At 28.8% G+C, this 22,577-nt stretch carries 23 protein-coding genes and 1 tRNA gene; 14 read left to right on the forward strand and 10 right to left on the reverse strand.

What is annotated here, in order from left to right; all coding sequences use genetic code 11:
• The first annotated feature begins 291 nt into the window (after window positions 1-291).
• Both MMJJ_RS02775 and MMJJ_RS02780 read left to right on the forward strand, forming a co-directional pair.
• Window positions 292-1,728: a phosphatidylinositol-specific phospholipase C gene (locus MMJJ_RS02775; protein ID WP_158658963.1), complete on the forward strand. Its 1,437-nt coding sequence runs from the start codon at window positions 292-294 to the stop codon at window positions 1,726-1,728.
• A 310-nt stretch (window positions 1,729-2,038) separates the two neighbouring features.
• Entirely contained in the window at window positions 2,039-3,286 is a 1,248-nt protein-coding gene (locus MMJJ_RS02780) for a TULIP family P47-like protein (RefSeq protein ID WP_104837589.1), read from the forward strand.
• 69 nt (window positions 3,287-3,355) lie between these two features.
• Here the strand turns inward: MMJJ_RS02780 and MMJJ_RS09525 are convergent, their stop codons facing one another.
• Window positions 3,356-3,535 carry a type II toxin-antitoxin system RelE family toxin gene (locus MMJJ_RS09525; protein WP_104838578.1) on the reverse strand — a complete coding sequence of 60 codons (180 nt, stop codon included), beginning with the start codon at window positions 3,533-3,535 and terminating at the stop codon, window positions 3,356-3,358.
• Between the two features lie 1,084 nt (window positions 3,536-4,619).
• On the opposite strand from MMJJ_RS09525, the gene MMJJ_RS02790 reads away from it, so the two are divergent.
• Both MMJJ_RS02790 and MMJJ_RS02795 read left to right on the forward strand, forming a co-directional pair.
• A complete protein-coding gene (locus tag MMJJ_RS02790) occupies window positions 4,620-4,814 on the forward strand; it encodes a hypothetical protein (RefSeq protein WP_211286623.1) in 195 nt (64 codons plus the stop codon).
• Window positions 4,815-4,861: 47 nt separating this feature from the next.
• On the forward strand, window positions 4,862-5,095 hold the full coding sequence (locus tag MMJJ_RS02795) for a DUF3892 domain-containing protein (RefSeq protein ID WP_104837591.1): 234 nt from the start codon (window positions 4,862-4,864) through the stop codon (window positions 5,093-5,095).
• Window positions 5,096-5,280: 185 nt separating this feature from the next.
• Here the strand turns inward: MMJJ_RS02795 and MMJJ_RS02800 are convergent, their stop codons facing one another.
• Genes MMJJ_RS02800 through MMJJ_RS02810 form a run of 3 tightly spaced genes read right to left on the reverse strand, consistent with a single transcriptional unit; the run spans window position 5,281 to window position 7,464 of the window.
• Entirely contained in the window at window positions 5,281-5,460 is a 180-nt protein-coding gene (locus MMJJ_RS02800) for a hypothetical protein (RefSeq protein ID WP_104837592.1), read from the reverse strand.
• An 18-nt stretch (window positions 5,461-5,478) separates the two neighbouring features.
• Entirely contained in the window at window positions 5,479-6,972 is a 1,494-nt protein-coding gene (locus MMJJ_RS02805; protein WP_104837593.1) for a hypothetical protein, read from the reverse strand.
• Window positions 6,973-6,999: 27 nt separating this feature from the next.
• Window positions 7,000-7,464: a hypothetical protein gene (locus tag MMJJ_RS02810; protein ID WP_104837594.1), complete on the reverse strand. Its 465-nt coding sequence runs from the start codon at window positions 7,462-7,464 to the stop codon at window positions 7,000-7,002.
• A gap of 354 nt (window positions 7,465-7,818) precedes the next feature.
• Between MMJJ_RS02810 and MMJJ_RS02815 the strand changes: the two genes are divergently transcribed.
• Window positions 7,819-10,809: a tetratricopeptide repeat protein gene (locus MMJJ_RS02815; protein ID WP_211286624.1), complete on the forward strand. Its 2,991-nt coding sequence runs from the start codon at window positions 7,819-7,821 to the stop codon at window positions 10,807-10,809.
• On the opposite strand, the gene MMJJ_RS02820 is transcribed toward MMJJ_RS02815, so the two are convergent.
• The 3 genes from MMJJ_RS02820 to MMJJ_RS02830 all read right to left on the reverse strand — a co-directional run bounded on the left by MMJJ_RS02820 (window position 10,785) and on the right by MMJJ_RS02830 (window position 12,527).
• Window positions 10,785-11,057, reverse strand: coding sequence for a transcriptional regulator (locus MMJJ_RS02820; protein WP_104837596.1), 273 nt, complete (start codon window positions 11,055-11,057; stop codon window positions 10,785-10,787). The genes MMJJ_RS02815 and MMJJ_RS02820 overlap by 25 nt on opposite strands.
• Before the next feature lie 9 nt (window positions 11,058-11,066).
• Window positions 11,067-12,149: a hypothetical protein gene (locus MMJJ_RS02825; protein WP_104837597.1), complete on the reverse strand. Its 1,083-nt coding sequence runs from the start codon at window positions 12,147-12,149 to the stop codon at window positions 11,067-11,069.
• A 90-nt stretch (window positions 12,150-12,239) separates the two neighbouring features.
• Window positions 12,240-12,527, reverse strand: a complete 288-nt coding sequence (locus MMJJ_RS02830) for a transcriptional regulator (RefSeq protein ID WP_104837598.1) — start codon at window positions 12,525-12,527, stop codon at window positions 12,240-12,242.
• 166 nt (window positions 12,528-12,693) lie between these two features.
• Between MMJJ_RS02830 and MMJJ_RS02835 the strand changes: the two genes are divergently transcribed.
• The gene (locus tag MMJJ_RS02835) at window positions 12,694-13,104 is read left to right on the forward strand and encodes a hypothetical protein (RefSeq protein ID WP_104837599.1); all 411 of its coding nucleotides are present in this window, start codon (window positions 12,694-12,696) and stop codon (window positions 13,102-13,104) included.
• Between the two features lie 421 nt (window positions 13,105-13,525).
• On the opposite strand, the gene MMJJ_RS02840 is transcribed toward MMJJ_RS02835, so the two are convergent.
• Both MMJJ_RS02840 and MMJJ_RS02845 read right to left on the reverse strand, forming a co-directional pair.
• Window positions 13,526-13,610 (reverse strand) — tRNA-Ser (locus MMJJ_RS02840).
• Window positions 13,611-13,684: 74 nt separating this feature from the next.
• Window positions 13,685-15,331, reverse strand: a complete 1,647-nt coding sequence (locus MMJJ_RS02845) for a hypothetical protein (RefSeq protein WP_104837600.1) — start codon at window positions 15,329-15,331, stop codon at window positions 13,685-13,687.
• Between the two features lie 167 nt (window positions 15,332-15,498).
• On the opposite strand from MMJJ_RS02845, the gene MMJJ_RS02850 reads away from it, so the two are divergent.
• Window positions 15,499-15,696, forward strand: a complete 198-nt coding sequence (locus tag MMJJ_RS02850) for a hypothetical protein (RefSeq protein WP_104837601.1) — start codon at window positions 15,499-15,501, stop codon at window positions 15,694-15,696.
• Between the two features lie 113 nt (window positions 15,697-15,809).
• On the opposite strand, the gene MMJJ_RS02855 is transcribed toward MMJJ_RS02850, so the two are convergent.
• On the reverse strand, window positions 15,810-17,426 hold the full coding sequence (locus MMJJ_RS02855) for a DEAD/DEAH box helicase (RefSeq protein ID WP_011170401.1): 1,617 nt from the start codon (window positions 17,424-17,426) through the stop codon (window positions 15,810-15,812).
• A 1,112-nt stretch (window positions 17,427-18,538) separates the two neighbouring features.
• Between MMJJ_RS02855 and MMJJ_RS02860 the strand changes: the two genes are divergently transcribed.
• From MMJJ_RS02860 to MMJJ_RS02885, 7 genes are all read left to right on the forward strand, one after another.
• A complete protein-coding gene (locus MMJJ_RS02860; RefSeq protein WP_011170400.1) occupies window positions 18,539-19,087 on the forward strand; it encodes a tyrosine-type recombinase/integrase in 549 nt (182 codons plus the stop codon).
• A gap of 103 nt (window positions 19,088-19,190) precedes the next feature.
• Window positions 19,191-19,625 (forward strand): ABC transporter substrate-binding protein, encoded by a 435-nt coding sequence (locus MMJJ_RS09530; protein WP_394340093.1) that lies wholly within the window; start codon window positions 19,191-19,193, stop codon window positions 19,623-19,625.
• A gap of 39 nt (window positions 19,626-19,664) precedes the next feature.
• Window positions 19,665-19,937: a type 2 periplasmic-binding domain-containing protein gene (locus MMJJ_RS09535; protein WP_394340094.1), complete on the forward strand. Its 273-nt coding sequence runs from the start codon at window positions 19,665-19,667 to the stop codon at window positions 19,935-19,937.
• A 115-nt stretch (window positions 19,938-20,052) separates the two neighbouring features.
• Window positions 20,053-20,574, forward strand: a complete 522-nt coding sequence (locus MMJJ_RS02870; RefSeq protein ID WP_104837602.1) for a hypothetical protein — start codon at window positions 20,053-20,055, stop codon at window positions 20,572-20,574.
• A 127-nt stretch (window positions 20,575-20,701) separates the two neighbouring features.
• Window positions 20,702-21,715: a site-2 protease family protein gene (locus MMJJ_RS02875; protein ID WP_104837603.1), complete on the forward strand. Its 1,014-nt coding sequence runs from the start codon at window positions 20,702-20,704 to the stop codon at window positions 21,713-21,715.
• 42 nt (window positions 21,716-21,757) lie between these two features.
• A complete protein-coding gene (locus MMJJ_RS02880; RefSeq protein WP_011170396.1) occupies window positions 21,758-22,030 on the forward strand; it encodes a hypothetical protein in 273 nt (90 codons plus the stop codon).
• Window positions 22,031-22,208: 178 nt separating this feature from the next.
• Window positions 22,209-22,568 carry a NifB/NifX family molybdenum-iron cluster-binding protein gene (locus MMJJ_RS02885; protein WP_104837604.1) on the forward strand — a complete coding sequence of 120 codons (360 nt, stop codon included), beginning with the start codon at window positions 22,209-22,211 and terminating at the stop codon, window positions 22,566-22,568.
• Window positions 22,569-22,577 lie beyond the last annotated feature (9 nt).

Here is a 22,577-nt window from a genome sequence, read left to right on the forward strand (position 1 = left end):
TTAATAAATAATTTACTTCTTTTAAAGCAATACTTGATCAATATTCCCACTACCCTAATTTGGATTAAGTAATTTAATTGACAACATTTAACACTCAAAAAATACAGATTTTAACAATATCTACTTTTTAATAATCTTAACTAAACGATATATCTTCAAAAAGTACTTTTAACAATCCATAATCTAAAAGAAGAGGAATGGAATCGTTATGCCAGCTATTAATTATAATTTATGCACAATTCAAACGTTCCAATCTTATTATATTATATATCCAAATTTGAGGGGTTAATTATGGAAGAAAAGGAAGTTAATCTAAAAAATAACAAAATAAATTCAAATCCTAAAATTTCAATTGAAAATTCTGGAATATCTGAAATACCTAGGGGGAATAACTGGATGAATTTTATTCCAGATAATGTTAAACTAAGTCAGATGTCAATACCTGGAACACATGACAGTTGTGCTTATCAAGGAGGCGAACTTGCTCAAACACAAGATTACAATTTAAAAGAACAGTTAGAAAATGGCATTAGATTTTTGGATGTAAGGGGCAGGCATATTGAGGATGTTATCACCATTCATCACGGCCCAATTTATTTAAATCAAAACCTTGGTGATGTGTTAAACCGTTGCTATGAATTTTTAAATAATAATCCCTCAGAAACCATACTTTTTAGTTTAAAAAAGGAGTATGAAGATTCAAAAAATACGGAAAGTTATTATCAAACAATCATGAATAAATATTACAATAGCTCAAAATGGTATGTAGGGGACGATATTCCAAATTTAGGGGACGTAAGGGGCAAGATAGTTTTATTAAGAAGATTTAGTTTTGAAGATGGGGATAAAAATAATAATGCGTATCCGGTTTTTGGAATTAATTTACAAAGTGGCTGGAAAGATGATCAGACATTTTCAACGCCAATCGCAGAAGTTCAAGACGAGTATAAAATACCTGAAAAAATATTATGGGATGATGTGTCGGAAAAATTAGATGCAATTAATACGTTTTTTAATAAGTCCATTGCTTCCCATAATTACGAAAAACTATATTTAAACTTCTCTAGCGGCCATATGTACCTATTTGATGTAATCCCTATTGCAGGAATGAGAACGATTGCAGATGAGATTAATCCCAAAGTTTCCACATTCTATGAAAATAATAAATTCGTGAAAGATCTATCCTGCATTGTTATAATGGACTTTCCAACTATTGGAAACATGGAGGATATTTATTGGCAATCCCTCAGAAAACACTTCCCGATATACAAAATAGATGTCCAAATCTTAAATGAATATCAAAATGAATACATGTACGCTGCGGATTATAAGCCATTTGATAAAGATAGGAGAAGAGTATTTACCTGGAGACCTGGAACTAAAGTTAATCAGGGGGATTGGTTATTGATACCTGTTGCAAGGGAAGATAATTGTTATTATATATACAATACAAAGCAGAGCGAATACCTGTATGCTGCGGATTATAAACCATTTGATAAAGATAGGAGAAGAGTATTTACCTGGAGGCCAGGGGGGATTCCAACCGCTGGAAAATGGGAAATACAGTTTTTAGACGACACAAAAACAAGATGTTACATAAGAAATGTTTACCAGAATGAATACCTGTATGCTGCGGATTATAAGCCATTTGATAAAGATAGGAGAAGAGTATTTACTTGGAGACCCGGAACTAAAGTTACTCAGGGAGTTTGGAAAATAATTCATTGATATAAAAACTTTTTACAATACAAGGGCGTTAGATATGGAGTTATTCTACAAAATCATTGTTGAAGATTTTTAATTACCTAAACTCTCTTTTTACAGTTTTAATAAATAATTTACTTCTTTTAAAGCAATACTTGATCAATATTCCCACTACCCTAATTTGGATTAAGTAATTTAATTGGCAACATTTAACACTCAAAAAATACAGATTTTAACAATATCTACTTTTTAATAATCTTAACTAAACGATATATCTTCAAAAAGTACTTTTAACAATCCATAATCTAAAAAGGGGGATACCATAAGTACCGTAATGAATGGATGGGATTTAATCGCTGCTGCAAGACAGCGTGTACTTAACAAAGCATTAGACGACGTAGGTAGTATCTACCATGTTGAAAAAACTTATAAATTGGAAATACTGAAAATACCGATAACTGCAGATGCTAAAATCGATATAAAAGCACCAAATATAAAAGTTCGTCCAGGAGGGGGAACTAAGGTTGATGTAATATTCCCGATGTCTGGACAAATTGCTGTAGAAGGATTATTTACCAAAAATTTCGATAATGCAAGTGCAATAGTGACTACAGATTTATTAATGGTTGAATCAGCATTACAGCCAGAAAATGACAGCACGTACTACGATTTTATTGTAAATCTAAAAGAAGGGTTTATTGTTGATTTCAAAACAGAAGGAACACCTAAAGAATTGGAAATCCTCGTTGGAATTGTTAAAAATATGTTAAAAGACCTATCAGACAATAAAACATACAAATTGGCAACAATAAAGATGCCAAAAGAATTAAAAGAACATAAAGCTTTAGTTCCACATTTAGCCAAGTATTCGTTTATTGAAGATCCTAAAGATATAGATAACAGCGTGCTTGCAATATTAATGCTTTCTAACTCAACTACGGAAGGAAGTATGGCAATTGATAATTTACTTCTTCCAGATGGTTCAGATTCAGGACTATTAATATCCAATGACATATTCATGAACCAGATTGTAAAACCCGCGTTAATTGATGGATTAAAAGAAAAAGCTAAAGATAAAAGTGAAGTAGCCTCAAAAATTTCTACAAAAATTGAAAAGGGTTTAAACATCATTTACAATACTGGCGATATCAAAATTAAAGAAAAACATAACCCTTGGATAAGTAATCTGGAATCCAAAATCGATAATGGACAGTTTTGTGCATATTTAAAAGTAAAAGCAAATGTTACTTTTATGGATATACATATAAGCACGTGGGTCAAAGATTGGTACGAATTTTACATAGAGGATGACGAAATAAAGATGAAACAGACTAAAGAAGAAAAAGATAAGCATACCTCTGTAGAATGGTGGAAATGGTTAATTGCAGCAGTTCTAGGTCCACTCTATTTAATAATATTTGCAATTATTGTAGCAGCAATTTCTACACATGTACCTTCCCTTGGAGGATCTTTTGCAGATATTGCAAAACAGACAGTTCAGTGGCCAAATCAAAAATATGTAAAACTTTCAGACGTAACCTCTCCAGGAGACATTATAATATCTACAGAACTCGGATTTTAATTACTAAATATCTATTTTTTTATTTTTCAATCCAATCGAATTTATTTAACAGAAAAGTTAAAAAAGAGTTTAATAGGCTTTATCGTGGTGTTCGTATTCCAAGATAACAATAGTTTCGATTTCTTCTTTTATTTCATAAATCATTAAAAAAGACGTATAGACATGTATCCGGTAAGTTCCCTTTAATTTATTTCTAAGTGGTTTTCCAACATACGGATTTTCCTTTATTTTAGTGTATGCTTTGAATATTGCTTCCGCGTGGGTTTGTCGCCTTTTGCAATCTTAATGATTTTATTTTCCAGTTTTTTATTCGCAATTACTATTTTCATGAAAAAACCTTAATTGATTATAAACCAAGGAGTTCTTTCATTTTAGCATCATCACTTACATCAACATGCTCTGAATGTTTGGATGCTTTGTTTTTAAGTACTGATTTTATAAAATCGTCTTTAAATTCTTTTGTGGCTTTTACAAAGTTTAAAACACTGTTTGATTCATCATTTAAAGTGATATTTTCACCACGTTATTAAAAAGTAGTTCTAATAACTTAATAATAATCTAACTTCTGTTAACGTTGTAGATAAATGTATTTTTCAATTTTATTTTATACAATTCTTGGAATATATCATAAAATCAATTAATTTTAAAAAAGAAAGCTATTTTTCGAATTTTAAACTTTTCATCATTGAACATTTTTTATTTTAGTATAATTTAAAACATCTGTTTTGATCCCCAATATTCTATTGGGTAGAATATGACATTGATCTTCTAATTTTTAGTATAATTTTAATGTTTACCTTAGCTGGTGTTTGCCCCAAATATACCTTGATAGGATTTTGCTACTAAGCGATTGTATAATATAATTATATTTAATGTAAAATGCATCCTCATGCATCGCCAGGCAATAACATATATAAAGATAAAATTTCAAAATAATATATGGTATAGACAACAACAATGATAATGTTATTTCTTTATGTTAACAATTTGAAAAATCGGTGAAAACGTGAAAGTTAATAAATGTCACCTTCTAGGAGGTGACACAATGTAAAATAATTCAACAAACAAACAACAGGGACTACCACCGAAACCGTAATAATCCTCAATACTCTTTTTGACGATTATTGTATTTATAATTTTTCTGTAGTCTTTAGTATATTTTGATAACTGACTGATGCCTTTTGAAAAAGGATTAGCGTTAGCTTTGGACATATTTTAGAATTAAAGCTAAAAAAAGTTATAAACTCTAAAGAGGTACAATATGACGTCCTTTAAAGAAAAAATTTTAGGAGCAATAGCATTTAGTGCTTTTCTAGCATTTCTAACTGCAATCATGCAATTTCCCGGAGTTCCCTCAGGATTTTGGGGAGTAATAATAAATTTCCTAACGGGTAATTATTATTTCTTTAATATGTTCAGTGCAAGTGCAACAAGCGCAGTTCATATTATTACTTTAGCATTTGTCCTTATAGATGACTTATTTTTACTCTATTTGGGCGTTGAATTCCTTGACGTATTTAGATACTAAAATAACAATCAATTTTTAATTTTTAAAAAAGACATATGGTGATAAAAATGGGAAATAAATCTGGTAAAACTAATATTAAGGATATTAAAGTTACCAAAGAATCCGATTCAGGTAGAAATTTAGAGTTTAAAAACACCAAAACTGGTGAAGAGTTAAGCCGGGCTCAGGTCGTAAATAAAATAGAATCCGGAGAAATTACTGGTGCACACGTAAGAAAAGTAAATAACGTAAAAACTCCCTGTTCAAATCCTGATGGAAAGAAAAATAATAATTTAGGATAAATAATTCAAATTAAACTTTTTCATAAAAAAATTATTAATTTCTTTTTAATTTTTTAAAATAACAGGCATATCCTTTCTTTCAATCAAATTTAAAAAGAGTAATTTATGATAAGAATTATTGAAATTTAATGAAAAGGTTATTTTAAATTTAATTAGAAAATTTTTTCTTCAAATATTCGCCGTATTTATCGAGTTATTAGTTTTAGGAATATATCATTATAAATCCATGCAAAAAATGAAGCAATTCCGTATACGCTGGTTCCTTTTAACATTGGTAATAATGCGGCACTAACTCCTCCAAGTATGATTATTCCAAATATGATGGTAATTAAAACCACTATTGGATTTTCATTTTCTGTTGCCATATTTTCACCAAATAACAATTAAATTACATTTCTCAGGTTTTCACTGTAAATTTTCGAATAAATTTCATCAATTAGTTCTAAATTATCATATCTTCCAGATATTGGATTTTCAGATCTTAAATTTACGCCTTCAAATAATTTTTCGAAATATTTCTTTTTGACTTCTTCTTCCATTTCTTCGTCAATGTACTTTAATATTTTCTTCATTATGTTATAAATTTTATCTTTAGTTTGAGGGTTTAATCTTGCAGTCATAATACTATGGAATGACATTGAAATGACTAATACTAATTCTAATCCAAAATCCACATCTTTTTTTGAAAATGTAGTCCAACGGTAATATAATTTAAAAATTAATTCAAGATATTGTTCCATTAGGGCATAATATCCAAACAATCTCCAGTAAATCTCCATTGAGGTTACTATTTTTAAAATAATATCCATTATAGGATTAAAAATTTTAATATTCGTATAGGAATTATTTTTTAGAGCATGCCTTAATTTTAAATCGTAAATCAATAATGCAATATAAATCGGGGAATCCAGTAGTTCTATATCTGAACCTCCATTTGTATATGCCATCTGTTCTTCTTTTTTAATAAAATGGCCAATCGTGGAAATTATGCTGGAATTGATATCAATATCTATGTTAAATATAGATTTTATGATTAAATCGTCATCGTATTCTAATTCCAAAATATTTTCTGTACTTAAGTCAAAATAATCCTCCGAATTTAGGTTTTTTAACTCCTTGTATAGGTCACTACCCTTGGTTGAAACTAAATATTTCCAATAATTGGCCCATAATACATCCTTATCAAAATCTATTGATGAATTTAACAATTTATATAATAACATTGGATATTTCTTAGCCATCTCCGAAATAAATTCTTCTTCATCAGATATTATATTTAAAAAACATTCAAATCTACCGTTAAATTCAAAATCTTTTTCAATCATTAAATAATGTTCATATAATTCTTCAAAATATATCTCCAAATCAGTTAAAATTATTAAATAATCTTTTTTTGTGAAGCGGTCATACAACTTATCAATAAACCGATTAATTTGAGATAAACGATTATTTTTAAAATTTAATAAAAAATAAGCCAAAATGATCAATCCATAAAGATAACTGAAAGTCATTAATGGATTTTCTATATCCGTAATAACCAAGGATAGTAAAGAATTACATAAATCGTAAGAAATGGTGTAATGGGCAATAGTTACATAAATTAACAGTAATGTTGAAAAAATTAGCATATATTCAAAATATCCCAGTATGTAAAAAATATTCCTACGTTGGGATTTTGAGAGTATTTGGTGTATAGATATTACTAAAACAACTATCGAAAAAATCCATGCTGAATCTAACGGGGGAGTATTATTTATTAATGCCGTAGATACATTAGATACAATTTCTGAAGAATTGTTGGAAAATACAGTAGATACATTAGATACAATTTCTGAAGAATTATTAATCAAAGTAATACTGTTATTTTCCAAAACCATATTTTCACATCTAATCCATAAATTATTTTATTCTGTTAATCTTAAGAGAATATCTTCTAAAAAATTTAAAAACACGTTTATAAATAAGGATAAGGATTCGATAAGAATCGATAAGAGCAGTATTATGATTCCGATAGCAATTGAAAAATATGACAATGCAACTATCTCGTCAGGAGAATAATTAGTAAATATATCATATATGACCATAAAATTGCTAACAGCATAAATTAAAACCGATAAAGTATGAATAGCACGTTTACTTCCCCGAAAAATAGTTTTACGGTGCCTAATATTTATGACATATAGTATATATTGTAATATTTTTTTAAGATAAGCCGGTGCCAGGAAACCCATGATTAAAATTAATATCCAGATTCCTGCTAAACATAGGAATATAAAATGATATCTTGGATATGATATGAAAATGGCGATAATTAAAACTAAAGATATATGCCTACTAATTTCACCCTTAAAATTGTTATTATCTTCCATTCCAACACCAAAATCATACAATAAAAATTTTATTATTAAATTATAATTTTAATAAACAAATTTTCCCGAAAAATTATCAATTAAAATATTAAAAAAACAATATTTAAAAATGTCGAAAAGTTTCCTCAAAAAACAGTAAATTATCCTAAATCTTAAAAAACCTTATCAGCTTTAAAAATTAATAAACACTGTTTTCTACCAATTAAAATCCCAAAAAACATTATTTTAATCAAATTTAAATCGTTTAATTCTTTTCGGAAATTTTATATTTATGTGGGGGTTAATTTAGTTTAACCATATTATGAGGGATGATTAATGAGTAGTTCAGAAGTGGGGCAAATAATTAAAACTGCAATGGATTATGAATCAAATAAAAAGTACGTAGAAGAGCGGTTAGACTCCATTAAACCTTATTTTGAAAATACAAAACACATTTATCCATTAATTTTTGATTGCATATTCTCAGCAGCAGGTATACCCCCTTTTGCAGCGATAACCGTCGCTTCTTTAGACACATATTATAAATTAACGGAAAAAAATTCTGCGGCAGAAAAAACTGAAGAATTGTTAAACTCAATATATAATAAAACATTGAACGTTACAGATCCAGAACTTCAAAACTATATTCAAAAAATACATGAAACATTAACTCAAGGTTTAAGAAAAATAGACAGTAGTTTGGGTGAACTTAACGATAATATTCAAACAGGTAACGAATACCAGTGTGAAATGACTGAAACGCTTAAGGAAATACTTAATGATTTAAAAAAACATGGTATGATCCACATAACCGAAAAAATAGATTCATCATTGGCTCAAAGTTATGATATCAGTAAATTAAAAGAGTCATATTACTCTGCAATTACCTCGGGTGGAGAATGGCTACCCATAATAAAAGACTTAGATATTAAAAGATCCCAGCTAGATAATGTTAAGGATTTAATTAGAAGTGGAAACTGTGTAATTATAACAGGTAATTCGGGTGATGGAAAAACTGAGTTTATAAAAAGACTTTCTTATGATATGAAAGATGAGATGGACATATATGTTCAAAATACTCATTCATTAAATTTAGATAATGCCATTTATGAATTGAAAAAATTAACATCTGATAAAAGGATACTTTTGTGTATTGATAATGCATCATCAATAAACAATTTGTGGGAAGCTATAGATCAAATCCCGTCGAATTTTTCAGTCATTATGGCCGAACAGAAAATAACATGGGATAATTATTTAGATAACTTAAATCGATCATTACCCCACAATTTAAAAGAGATTAAATTAGAAATCACAAAAATTGATATTGAAAACTGTTTTTTAAAAGTTATCCCTAAAAGATTATCCCATATTTGTGGAAGATTAGCAAATGGATTATATGAATCAGGCGTCAAAGGATCCATATCTCCTTGGATACTTATTGTAACGGGGATAAACAGTTTAAAACTGTCTCGGGATATGCGTAATGTATCATCAAGGAATATAAAAGCCAAAATAATTAATAATATCAATAATTATTTCAAAAAATCCAAAAATTCAGGTAAATTTTCGTTAATACTTCCAATAATGATTTTAAAATTATATGACATAGATTATTCAAAAAATATTTTTTATGAAATATATGGCCATAATTATCAGCAATTAAATGAATTAATGGATCACGGACATATAAAAATAGATTGTGATAAAATTACTACCTACCACCCAGCCATTTTGCTCCCATTTCTAAAAGATAATCTTGGAAACGATTTATTTTATGAAATAAAGAAACATCTTGATAATTATTTAAATAAAATTTTTAGTAAGGGGGAAAAATTAAGGTATCAAGATGTATTGTACCCCATTGGTAGTAATTGCATACATAATACAAATAGGCTTAAGACAGGTTTTATCGACCAGATAAAATACGGAATTAAAATTTTAAAAAAGATTCCAGAATACCAGCTAGATAATAAAGTGTTAAAATTAATTTCTGAAGCATATTATAAATTAATGGATTATATTAACACTGAAAAATATCTAAATGATATTTTAAAAAATAACCCTAATGATTATTATGCCAAATATAATTTAATAAACTTATATTTGGAAAAAGGCGAAATAAATAAATTAATCCAATCTTTTGATGAAATAAAAAAGTATCCTGATATTTATAAACACTACCCTGTAATTATGGATTTATATATCGGAAAAATACCTGCCGTGGAATTAATACAGTATTTAGAATTACTTTATGAAAAAGATCCTAAAAATATGAACGTTGCAGCAGCCCTGTCCAATATGTATTCTTTTATATTAAATGAGGAAATGACCGATTATTATCTATCCAAAATAACAATTGAAAAGTTAAAACCTTCTGCAATCAGTAATGCTGTATCATCCTATTGTCAGATGGGAAACTATGAAAAAATTGATGAAGTATTAAAGAATTTAGAAAAAAATAATAGTAAAAATATCAACTTATGTCGTGGATCTTATTATTTGTATAAAGGAGAATATCGGGAATATATATCGATTATTAATAACTTTTTAACGGATTATGAACATGATATTGGTTTTAATTTACTAAATGTATCCATTTTATACCCCCTTATGGATAAATCTGCAATAAAATCGCTTGATAGACTAAAAAAGTTTTATGGCCTTAACGAAGTCTTAAAGATGGAGTATATGAAATATTACTCTAATTTTGGAAATTATACTGAAGCATTACGATTTTTTGAAGATATCATAACAGATTCTCCAGATAATATAGATGCTTATTCAGAAGTATGTTGGATGTATATAGATATGGGTAATTATCAAAAAGCGCTAGAAGTTTCCAAAAGAGTATATGAAAAATTCCCAAAAATTCCTGAAGTTATAATTAATCATGCTAAAATCAATGCAATTAATGGAAATATTTTGGAATCAAAAAAATGTTTAGATGAGTATATTTTGAAATACGGCATTGATAGTTTGTCAATTAGTGAGATTACTCCAGTTTATTATGAATTAAAAGATTATGATAATACATTAAAATATGGATTAAAATTGGTAGATACCCAAAATGACTCAGAAGTACTGATTTGTGTATCTGATAGTTATTACGAAAAGAAAAAATATAAAGAAGCACTTGAGTTAGTTAAAAAATTATTAAACTCAATACCCCTCCATATTGAAGGAAACTTGGTATGTGGAAAAATATATCATAAATTAGGCGATATTCCTGAATCAAAAAAATATTTGAAAAAGTGTAAAGAATTATGTGATGAATTTAATAAACCTCGAATTAAAGCAAAACTAACTGAATATGTCGAAAAATATCCATTAGTAAATGTTTATAATTCTTCAATCATTTCATAAACGTTTAAAGCTTTTTTTCCTTTTTCGGTCAATTTAAAATAACTTTTTGGCAAATTCTTAGCAGTATCTTCGTCAATTCTTTTTGAAACAAAACCATTATCCTGCAATTCTTGTAAAAGCTGGCTTAAATTACTTTTATTAATTTTAACTTCATCATTTATTTGCTGAACGTACAATTCCCCACTCTCGTTTAAGAGTTTTAAAATATTCTCCACGTGTTTCTTTGAAAGTAATTTTAAAATAGACATTGTTTATCACTAATTTTTAAAATCAAACTTAAATTGTTCAAATTTTATCGATAACATTAAGCAAAATTCTATTACAAAATTTTTTGTAATTCTAAATTTTTCACGTTTTGATTTCCAATGGTGAACTTCCTCATTTAGCATTTTATTTACTGCTTTTAAGGTTCTTCCTTCACCTTCGGTTAAATTAAAGTTTTTAGAAAGATATTTGTGTTTTTGCACTCTCGGAGGATCTTTTAAATCCTTATCAACTTTAAATTTTTTCGTAGATATTGTTCCAACATTGTCAATTATCTGATCACAATATCTGTTAAAAAACTCCCTTAATAAATCAATTGATTTTTTTATCTCAAATTCATCTTCAGAATATTTGTAATAATCATTATCAATTTTATCCAAAACTTCATTTAATTCCTGATTAAAACCGTATTCTTTAATGCTTTTCTTTAATTTAATCAGATCTTCGTTTATTTCCGTATTAATTCCTTCATCTAATTTTAATTTTAATCGTTCCATTTGAACTTGATTTACCAACATGTGGAGATTATAAAGATTTTCATTATGCAACCGCTTAGTAGGCGTACTATAACCCAGACCATTTGGAGGATGCCCATTACTTTCCGTATCCAATTTTTTTAAAATAAGTTTTAGATTTTTCAATATATCGTCTGGAAGATCTTGATATTCCTCAGATAAAATATAATTCCAAATATCACAGAAAAGACTAAGTTTTAGACCATACGCTGAAAATTGTGATGAAAAGCATTTTTCAAACAGTGTGTCATATCTTTTCAGCTTATGTAAAAAATAAGTAGTTAAAACTATATTTTCAATATCATATATTTTTGAAGAAACGTATTTTAAAAATTCATTTTTTAAATCTTCTGAAACATTTGCGTTATAAAGTTTCAGTAAATATTCACAATTTTCATACTTTGTATATGTTTTCCATTCATTTTGTTCAGAAAATGGGTTTTTACCGCCTTTGACTATTTTATACGTGGTTTTATTACTTTGTTTTTTTGGAAACTCCCTATTATGCTCCTGAAACTCAAATATTATATCAATTCGATATTTTATTTCTTCAAAATCCATTTCCCCACCTTTAATTTATTTTCCCTCGTTAAATAAACTTAAATGTCCAATATTTAATCAAATTATTCTTTAAATTTAAAAAATTTAATTTTATTCAAAAGAATACTTATTTTCAATTTCTTTTTCAATGTCATAAAGAGAATACGCCTCTTTTCCAAAATCCGTAAGTGAATAGTACGTTTTATTTAATTTTTTACCTTCCTCTTCTTCTTCCTTTTTCAAAATCTTAAAACTAACAAGCAAATTTAAAATTTTACTTAAGTTACCCTTATTGATTGCAACATGTTCGCAGATTTCACCAAAATAAACTCTTTCGTGGAAATTTAACAAATCTAAGATTTCTCGAACGTGTTTTTTTCCAAGGGTTTCAATTAACATGCTTTCACTATCTTTTTTAAATAAAATAGTATTTTGTTTTAGATATATAGTAATATTTTATTTTATTACTATGTTGTAAAAAAAGAAACTTTTAAATAATATCTAAATTATAAGTTATGTTGTAAAAAAGTAAAACATAATACTAAAATAAACAGGTGAAACCAACATGACAGAAATAGAAGAAAAAATCTTGAATACAGTAAAACGACATGATGAATTAAACGATATTCTAAAATCCGTACTCTATAAAATGACACTGACAGGTTTTGAAGCATTTGAAGACTACAAAAAATATTTAAATCCTGATTCATTTCCAAATGCGGTCCGAAAAATCGAATCAGTTGAAGAAGTACTTGATGACAGGTTAGCAGTTCACAAACTTCAAAAAATAAAATTCCATGACCTTGAAACAGATTCGATAGAACTGCTTTCAGAAAAAACATTTACAGTTGAACAGTTCTTAGTTGGATATATTGTTCCAGAAAATGAAGTAATTGAAGAAATCAAAAAAGGAAACGAATTATATTATTCAAAAGAAGCTGAACTTTTCTATAAAATAAATGTTGACGAATTTTAACTTTTCTTTTTTTAAAAACATTGTAATTTATCCTTATTTTATTATATTTTTTAGAGGTTACCACGTGGTAACTTTTTGGTAACTTTTTGGTAACCTTAAAACTAAACAGATTAAAGGTATTTTTTAGATTAACTAATAGATTAAAAAATTAATATTAAAGTTACCATGGTTACCAAAATATTTTTAATTTTGAAAAAAATCTAAAACACAATATTTAGGAAAACTTTTATTATTTTTTAGGAAAAATCCACATATTTGTTAATAATTACCTAACCCTGAGAGGTCATCGTCCTTTTGGTCCCCCTACCCCTCACGTCAATAGGAGCGGTAAACGTCATAGGAGTAAATTTGTGACCTAAGAGAGAAAATCAGTATAAAAACTATATAAAGAAAACTTCTAAAAATCGCATTAAAACAGAAACGCGGAGACCGAGATTTGAACTCGGGTTACTCAGAGAGTAACGGGATTAGCAGTCCCGCGCCGTACCAGACTGGGCCATCTCCGCACGAACAACTTAATAAGGGTGATTATTCTATAAATACTTTTCCATGCTCAAAATTTAAAACAAAAATGATTTTTTTAAATTTTTGAATTTTCTGGAACATTTAAAATATAAAACGGCCATTTTTTGAGAACCCCTTTTGGAAGATCGCCTTTTTTAACCTTTTCTAAAAGTTCAGTGTGGTCAATTGCAGTTTTAACATCAGTATTTCCCATTTCAAGTGAAATCTTCTCATTTTTTAAAGCTTTTTCTATATCTTCCCCGATCGAACAGTTTGGCATTTCCTCTTTTATTTTATCAATAAGCACATTTTTATTATTTTCAAGCGGTAAAACCATTTTATAAGAGTCACTTGAAACTAAAAGTACAGGATTATCCTTTTCTAATCCAAATCTCTGCCCCATACACGAAACCATCTTTCGAGGGTTGAATACCTCAATTCCACCAATATCAAAATAATCTCCTGCAAAAAATTCTGTATTTTCCGGAAAACCTTCGAGTTTCATTTCTAATTTTAATTTAAATCCAGATCTTAAAATTTCACCAGAAATTTTTGGAATCCCTTCCTGATTTAAGATAGTTATTACATCCCCTGTATCGATATTTATTAAAGGATTTGAACCAGGCCTTGAAACAAGCAAAACTCCATATTTATCTTTAGTTTTAGAGATAAATTCCTTTTTACCCTTTCTTTCAATTACAGGATACGTTAAGGGAAATGTATACATTCTGTAATTATCTTCCTTATTTATCCCTCCTGCAAATGGGCCGATTTCGCTTCCAACGTAGAGGTTTGTAAACTTTTCTTCGCCAACATTCCAACCCATAAATTTCCTAATTTTTACCCATTCATCTTTTGAAAGAGAAGTTATGCTAAATATCAGCGTAGCATCTTTAAGTGCTTCGGAAAGCCTGTTTTGGATTTCTTCTGCAAAATTTTTAAGTCCAATTCGATCATACAATTTTTTTAATTCGAAAGCTTCTCTGTTTTCTTCTTTTATTGTTTCCCAATCAATTGATTTTATTGATTTTTCAAGTCCAGTTCTTAATTTATCAATATCTGCCCATTTGATAATCGTTGCTGCAGGTGCAGAAATTACTGAAATATCGTCAAGAGCTAGTATTTTTGAAATTGTAAGTAAATTAAGCGCATTTTTGTATTCATCGATTAAATACGAAGAAGGGCGGATGTGTGACAAAACAACTCGTTGAGAAAATTCCGACGTGTAAAGGCGAATAAGGTTTAAATCATCAACTTTTGATAAACCATCAACTTTAATCCTGCTTGGAACAAAAATTACTGGTGATTTGTTTTTTGATAATCCGCTTGATTCAAATATTGCCTGCATTCCTGGAACCCAGACTCGCTTTAAAAAATCATCAGAAATTAAAAACCATTTTAACTTTGTAATGTCCCCTCCAGAAGTTCCAGATGTATGGGTTACGATTGCAGTATCTTTTGAAAATAAATCGTTTATATCATCTTTTTCGAGTTTTTCTTTTAAAAAAGTTTTAGGATTTAATGAAAACTCTTTTGGATCAGTTTTTTTTGAATATGTATCCGTTATAATATCATTTGAAAGCCCAGAATTTTTAAAAATTGCATCTTCGTATTCTTCGACTGAAGAGATGTCTAACCATTTTTTCCAATTGGAGCTTTTAATATCCTTAAAATAACTATAAAATACTTTTTGAAGGTTGATATCAAAATCGTAAGCATCCAAAAATACCGCCTCCGTGCGATTTAATAAAGATATGTCATAAAAAGTATATTTTAATTTCGAAATTTTAGAAACCCCTCAACATCTTTTTCGAAAAATATAATTAAATTAAAATAGACCCGACATAAATATTAATTTTATTATAATGAAAATAGATAGGGGGTAAAATTATGGTATCTTTACTACCAATTTTAGCAGGCTCTTGTTTAGTGATAGCGACAATTACAACGCTATTTATTCGAAAGATTAAAAAAGAGATTCAAACTATTAAAGAAGGTAATTCAAATATGGCGGATTCTTCAATTTACGACACAGAATGCGGTCATAATAATCATCACCATGATTGTGACGACTGTGATAATGATTAAGAAATATTAAAAATTTCAAGTAATTCCAATCGAGAAATATAAAATTTCTAAAAAAGATTCTTAAAAATTTAAAAAAAGAATTTAAAATAATTTTAAGTAAAAAAGGAGATTAATTAGTTGCCGCTTGCAACTTCGATTATTGATCTTCTTCCTCTTCTTTCGTTCTTGAATGAATCAAGAATTATTTCTGCATCGCTTGAAGATACAGTTACAAAGGAAAATTTCTCAAATACTTTTACATCGTCGATGTCTCTTCCTTTAACATCGGATTTTCTTGAAATGTGATCCACTAATTTTTTAGGGTTCATTTTATCAAGTTTACCTAAAGCTACAAAGAGTCTTACGTTTTCACCAGGTGCGAAAGATCTTCTTCCTCTGCTGTCATTTCTTCCAGATCTTTCAGATCTTTGTGAACCTCTTCCAATTTTTTTGTAGTTTGATTCACTTAATTCATCTTTTAAAGCATATTTTAAAACTGCTGAAAGAACTTCTTGAGGATCTGCATCTTCTAATAAATCAGAAGCCATTTTTTCGCAATCAGCGTATTTTCCAGATTCTAAAACTTCTTTTATTCCGGAAATGATTTTTATTTTTTTAGCACTGATTATATCTTTAACATCAGGAACTTCTTCTCTTTTAATTTCAGTTTTTGCAATTTTTTGGATGTATTTAAACTTCCTAAATTCTGAAGGTTCAACAAATGTAATTGCATAACCTTGTTTTCCAGCTCGGCCTGTTCTTCCAATTCTGTGGACGTATGATTCAGGATTTTGTGGAATATCAAAGTTTACAACGTGTGTTAAATCGTTGATATCAATTCCTCTTGCTGCAACATCAGTTGCTACGAGAACGTTGATTTTCTTTCCTTTAAATTTGTCGAGTGTTTTTTCTCTTTGAGCTTGGGTCATGTCCCCGTGAAGACCTTCTGCAGCATACCCTTTCTCATTCAATCTGTTTGCAACTTCGTCAACGTCTGCTTTTGTTTTACAGAAAATTAAACCGTAAAATTCTTTTTCCGTGTCAATGATTCTTGAAAGTAATTCAAATTTATCTCTTGAGTGAATTTCATAGAATGATTGGTCGGTTAAAGTAGTTGTAAGCTGCTGTCTTTTAACTTTGATAATGTCGTATTCTCTCATGTAATTTTTAGCAAGTTTCATGATACTATCAGGAAGTGTTGCTGAGAATAAAAGCATTCTTTTGTCAGTGCTTACTGATTTTAAGATTTCTTCAACATCGTCAATGAATCCCATGTTTAACATTTCGTCAGCTTCATCTAAAACTACATATGAAACGTTTTCAAGTTTTATTGTTCTTCTTGAGATGTGGTCGAGGATCCTTCCAGGAGTTCCAACAACAATCTGAACTCCTCTTCTTAATTCTCTTATCTGTCTATCAATTGATTGACCGCCGTATACCGGGAAAACATTCAATCTTTTTGAACCTTTGATTGAATCGATTTCTTCTGCAACTTGTATTGCGAGTTCTCTTGTAGGTGCTAAAATAAGTGCTTGCGTGTTCCTTGAGTGTTCGTCAATTGTTTCTAAAATAGGAATACCAAATGCTGCGGTTTTTCCAGTACCTGTTTGAGCTTGGCCGACAATATCTCTTTTTCCTTCAATTAAAATAGGAATTGCTTGTTCCTGAATAGGGGTTGGGTTTGTGAAGCCTTTCTTTTCTAATGCTTCTAATATCTCGTCAGATAGACCTAAATTTTTAAAACTTTCCATAGTATATCCTCTTTTTTGAATTTTACGTCAAAAATGAATGCGAATATAAATTCTGAATAATCTTTTGAAAAAATCATAATTAATTAAAAAGAGTAAAATAACTCCCAAATTATGATTCACGAGGTTGTAGTCAAACCCTCGTAAATCATACGACATGGAGAAATTTGGGCTTTGACTATTAGTCTTTCCGATCAAAAGGATTTACATTCAATCCATCGCCAACTAGTAGTAATACTGTATACTCCTATATCAAGTTATGCCTCGAAATGAACTATAACTAATAAAAATAGAAATTAAAACAATTTATTTAATGTCAAAAAAAGTCTCAAAAATAATAGATAAATGATCAGCCACAAGCCCCCCGAAATGTGGCTAACCAAAAATTATATAATTCAATATATTTATCCCCCAAAAATACTATAACACCGTGTTTATCCGATTCCTTTAGATTAACCCCAAAATTTTCAAGTTATTCATTTTGTAATGTTGTTACATAACGTTTAACTAGATAACTACTCCAAACTATATTCTCTCTATAGGGCAATATATAGGTTATGCTAGGAAAATATCGCCTTTATGAAAAATTCTACTAATTTGTAATAATATTTTATTAAACATACATAAAAAAATAATACAATATTGAACTTTATAATTTATACATCAAAATCCAATTTTAAACTGTTTTTTAACCAAAATATGGATGATATCATCTTTTTTAAAAATTTTATAAAAGTAATATCTATTTTTTAGAAATTAAAATTAGGATAAAACTTTTTTTCGTCAAATTTACCCGATAATCTCAGGATTGCCGCTTAAAAAAGCTCTTTTTTGATTTTTAAAATAATTTTTTAACAACTAACAATTTACCTAAATTGTTAGTTTAAAATATTCGGACAAAATACCCCATTTATAGAATCTATTTAACTATATAAATAAATATTTTAATATTTAGATAAATAATTAAATAAAACCATATGTAAAAATATTTAAATATATAAAATGACATATATAACCAAAAACGGTTAAAACAGGCTAAATAAATATATAAAGAATGAAAACAATATTAAAAGAATAATTAAGAAAATTTAAGAACTTAAACTTATGTTGGTAATATGACAAGGCACTATTGCAAAGACTGGCTTACAAAAGACGAGTTAAAACTATTTATCGATACGGTAGACTCAAAAGAACACAAACTGTTCTTTAAAATGCTCTATGGAATGGCACTCAGGGTCTCAGAACTCTTAACAATTGAAGTAAAAAACATAAATTTAAACGAAGGCGTTTGTAAATTACTGGACACTAAAACTGAAAACTTCCAAATCTGCGTTATTCCAGAGTGGTTAAATGAAGATATTTTCGGACATATCGTCGATAACAATTTAAAAGATGATGACAGACTTTTTAAGTTTAAAAACCGGACATACGCGTGGGAACTCGTTAAAAAGTATACTAAAGATGCTAAAATCCATAAAGAATTTTCAACACACACATTTAGAAGAAGTAGGGCCCTACACCTGTTAAATGACGGAGTTCCGCTTGAAAAAGTGAGTAAATATTTACGACACAAGTCAATAAACACCACTATGCACTATCTGAAAATTACCGTTGACGACATTAAAAAGGAACTTGTAAAAATTGGAGACTGGTACGACCTTTAACCAGATTTTAAATGTTTTTCGGACAAGTTTATAAATTAAATAAGTATTTTTACCATAAAGTTTAAACTTAGTATAATTTCAAATAGATGTTGTGAGTAAAACTATGAAAAAGATATGTTTTGTAATGACAATCGTACTGATTTTAGCAATTTCGGCATGTATTTCACTCCCGTCTGAAAAAATGACTATTGAAAATGGAACATTAACTGTAGGAGTATTCAAACATGCTCCCCCTGCCGTTTATGAGCAGAATGGAGAACTGATAGGATTTGAAGTTGATTTAATTTCAGAAATTGCAAAAAGAATGAATTTAAATGTTAAATTTAAAGAATACATGTTTTCTAACCTTTTAAATGCTGTAGCAAATAATGAAATCGATTGTGCAATATCGGACATTTCAATATCTCCTGAAAGGGAAAAAATAGTGAGTTTTACAAGGGCCTATTCGCATACCGAACTGGTAGTACTGGTTAGAAAAGAAAGTGGCATCCAAACAATCACTGATTTAAATGGTAAAAAAATTGGTGTTGTTGATTAGACAATACACGAAACTAAGGCAAAAAGTCTTCAAAAAAGTATGGATTTTGAAATAGTTGAATATGATACCCCGATAGAACTGTATAACGATTTAAATAACGGAAAAATTGATGCAACCATATCTGAAATGGATAATTTTAAAGTTTCAAGTTATATGAATCAGTTAGACCTAATTGATACTTTAGAAATTCTTTATTCAGGAATTGCAGTAAATAAAGACAATAAAGAATTATTGCATGAAATGGACAGAATATTACTCGAACTGGAAACAGAAGGATACATTGAAGAATTAAAACAGGAATGGTCAAATTAATAATGTATTTTAAATACTTTTTTAAATAATACTAGTTACTGGTTAATAAGAATAAAACTCTACTTTTTTACCGATAAAACAAAATTTAAACGGATAAATTTAAAGATGATAACAAATGTCTGAAAAATACAAAACATACCATACTTCAAAATATTTATCAAAGGAAGACGTGGAAAAGTTAATAAAAGACGGTGTTGACGAAGTTACAATGCCAAAATCAATATATGAATACATGGAAAAGAAAAACAAAGGCGCATTAAATCGTCTTTTGATTTTTGGGGTCGATGTATCAATTACAGATCAGGTTGGACGGCCGAAAAAAGTTGAAGGAGATATAAAGAAAAAAATCATTGAAGAAATTATCAATGGAAAAAGCATTCGAAAAGTTGCTGAAGAATACGACCTGAAGAAATCAACCATCTGGGACAATATCAAAGACGATATGGCAAAAATCAAACAGGAAAAATTTAGAAAAATGATTTACGATTATAAAGAGCTTTTAATCGAAAAAGAAAGATATACTGAGTATATAGAAACACTTTTCTGTGAACTTGACATGAATATTTCAAACGACAATTTAAAAGAAGCCGAAAAAATACTCCTAAAAATTATAGAATATTCTAAAAGAAAAGATTAATTTTTTTAATAAACTACATCGGCTATTTTTTTAAATATTTTAAATTATCCTATATAATTAACTCATCAAAACAGTATTAATAAGTAAATATCCATAATATAATACATCAGATGCGGAGGGGAAATTTTTGCAATCTTTTAAAATAGCGCGTGTAATGGGAATCCCCATTGAACTCCATATTACGTTTATATTACTGTTAATCGTTGTTTTTTACTTTTGGGGCATTGAAGGGCTAATTTTATACATGTTCTTATTTACATCCGTAGTTTTGCACGAACTGGGGCACTCATATGTTGCAAAAAAATACGGGGTAAAAATAGAAAAAATACTGCTTTTGCCAATTGGCGGAATGGCCATGATGAGCGAAATCTCAAAAGAAGGGGAGTTTAAAATCGCAATTGCAGGCCCACTGGTAAGTTTAGCACTTGGAACAGTACTGCTTGGAATTTCAACAGTAACCGATTATACCTTGGCAGAATATCCACTTTTTCAAACAGTTGGTGGATTGAATATACTTCTTGGGATTTTTAATCTGCTTCCAGCATTTCCAATGGATGGAGGACGAGTATTTAGAGCACTGCTTTCAAAATTAACCAGCATGAGTTATATAAAAGCAACAAAACTTGCATCAACCGTTGGACAGTATTTTGCACTAGCTTTGTTAATTTTTGGATTAATAAACTTCAATGTAATTTTGGTTTTAATTGCAATATTTATCTACTTTGGAGCATCTCAAGAATACAGGGCACTTGTTGCAGATACACTATTTCAAGATGTGCCCGCAAAAGATATTATGTCTAAAAATATAGTTTACGTAAATTCAGAAGATACTGTCGATGATGTACTAAATTTAATGCTTGAAAACAGGTTTTTAGGCTATCCTGTGCTTGAAAATGGAAATATCATTGGAACCATTACTATGAATGAAATATCATCTACAACTGCAAAAACAGCTAAAGTAAAAGAGATAATGTCGCCACCTGTGATGGTATCACCAGAGGCTGCATTAAATGAATTAATTAAAGGTATGGCAAATACTGACAGGGTTTACGTAGTTGATAATGGAAATATCCTTGGAATAATTTCTAAAACAGATATTGTAAGAACTTTAAGTATTTTAGGACTAAAAAATAACCGATAACAGATTTAAAAATATTACCTTAGAGGGGGAAGGTGATTTTTTATGAAATCTGACGAACAGATGTTAAGAGATCTACAAAAAATAACTATTTCGTTTGGAGTAATGTTTATAGTAATAACAGCATATCTTGAATTAACAAAAAATTGGGATTCTATGCTATTAATACTCCCAACGTCTGGATTTTTATTAATAATTGCAGGATTACATAAACAAATCCATGAAAACGATGACTTTAGATCATACTTCTTATTAGGAATAACTCTATTGATAATCGCAGTTGCAGTTTTATTTATTTTACTTTTATATTTTGCCTAAATATCGCTAATTCCTTTTTTAAAATTTTTAAAACACAAATATATTTTATTACTGTATTTTAGACAGCATTTTTGAGAATACTTGTAAAAATAGAATTTCTTAATATCGCACATATGGGGATAAGTATTTATAGAATTCTACCACACATTCTTACAGAAATAAAAAGAGGTAGATTTTAATGAAACTCTGCATTACAAGTACCGGAAATACGTTAGAAAGCACTTTCGAACAAAGATTTGGTAGATGCCCTTATTTTATAATTTATGATACAGATTCAAAAGAATTCGACGCGATTGAAAATACAAATGGCGATTCGGCACATGGTGCAGGTATTGGCTCTGCACAAGAAGTAGTTTCAAAAAATATTAATGTATTAATCAGCGGAAGTATTGGACCAAACGCAAAACAGGTGTTGGATGGCGAAAATATTAAAGTTTACAAAGGAACTGGATCAACGGTTCTTGAAAACATTGAATTATTCGAAAAAAATGAATTAAGTGAAATAACACAAGCTGGAAAGCCACATCAAGGTATGTAAGGAAAAATT

The sequence above is a fragment of the Methanococcus maripaludis genome, from assembly GCF_002945325.1.
GTDB lineage: Archaea > AGJL01 > Methanococci > Methanococcales > Methanococcaceae > Methanococcus > Methanococcus maripaludis.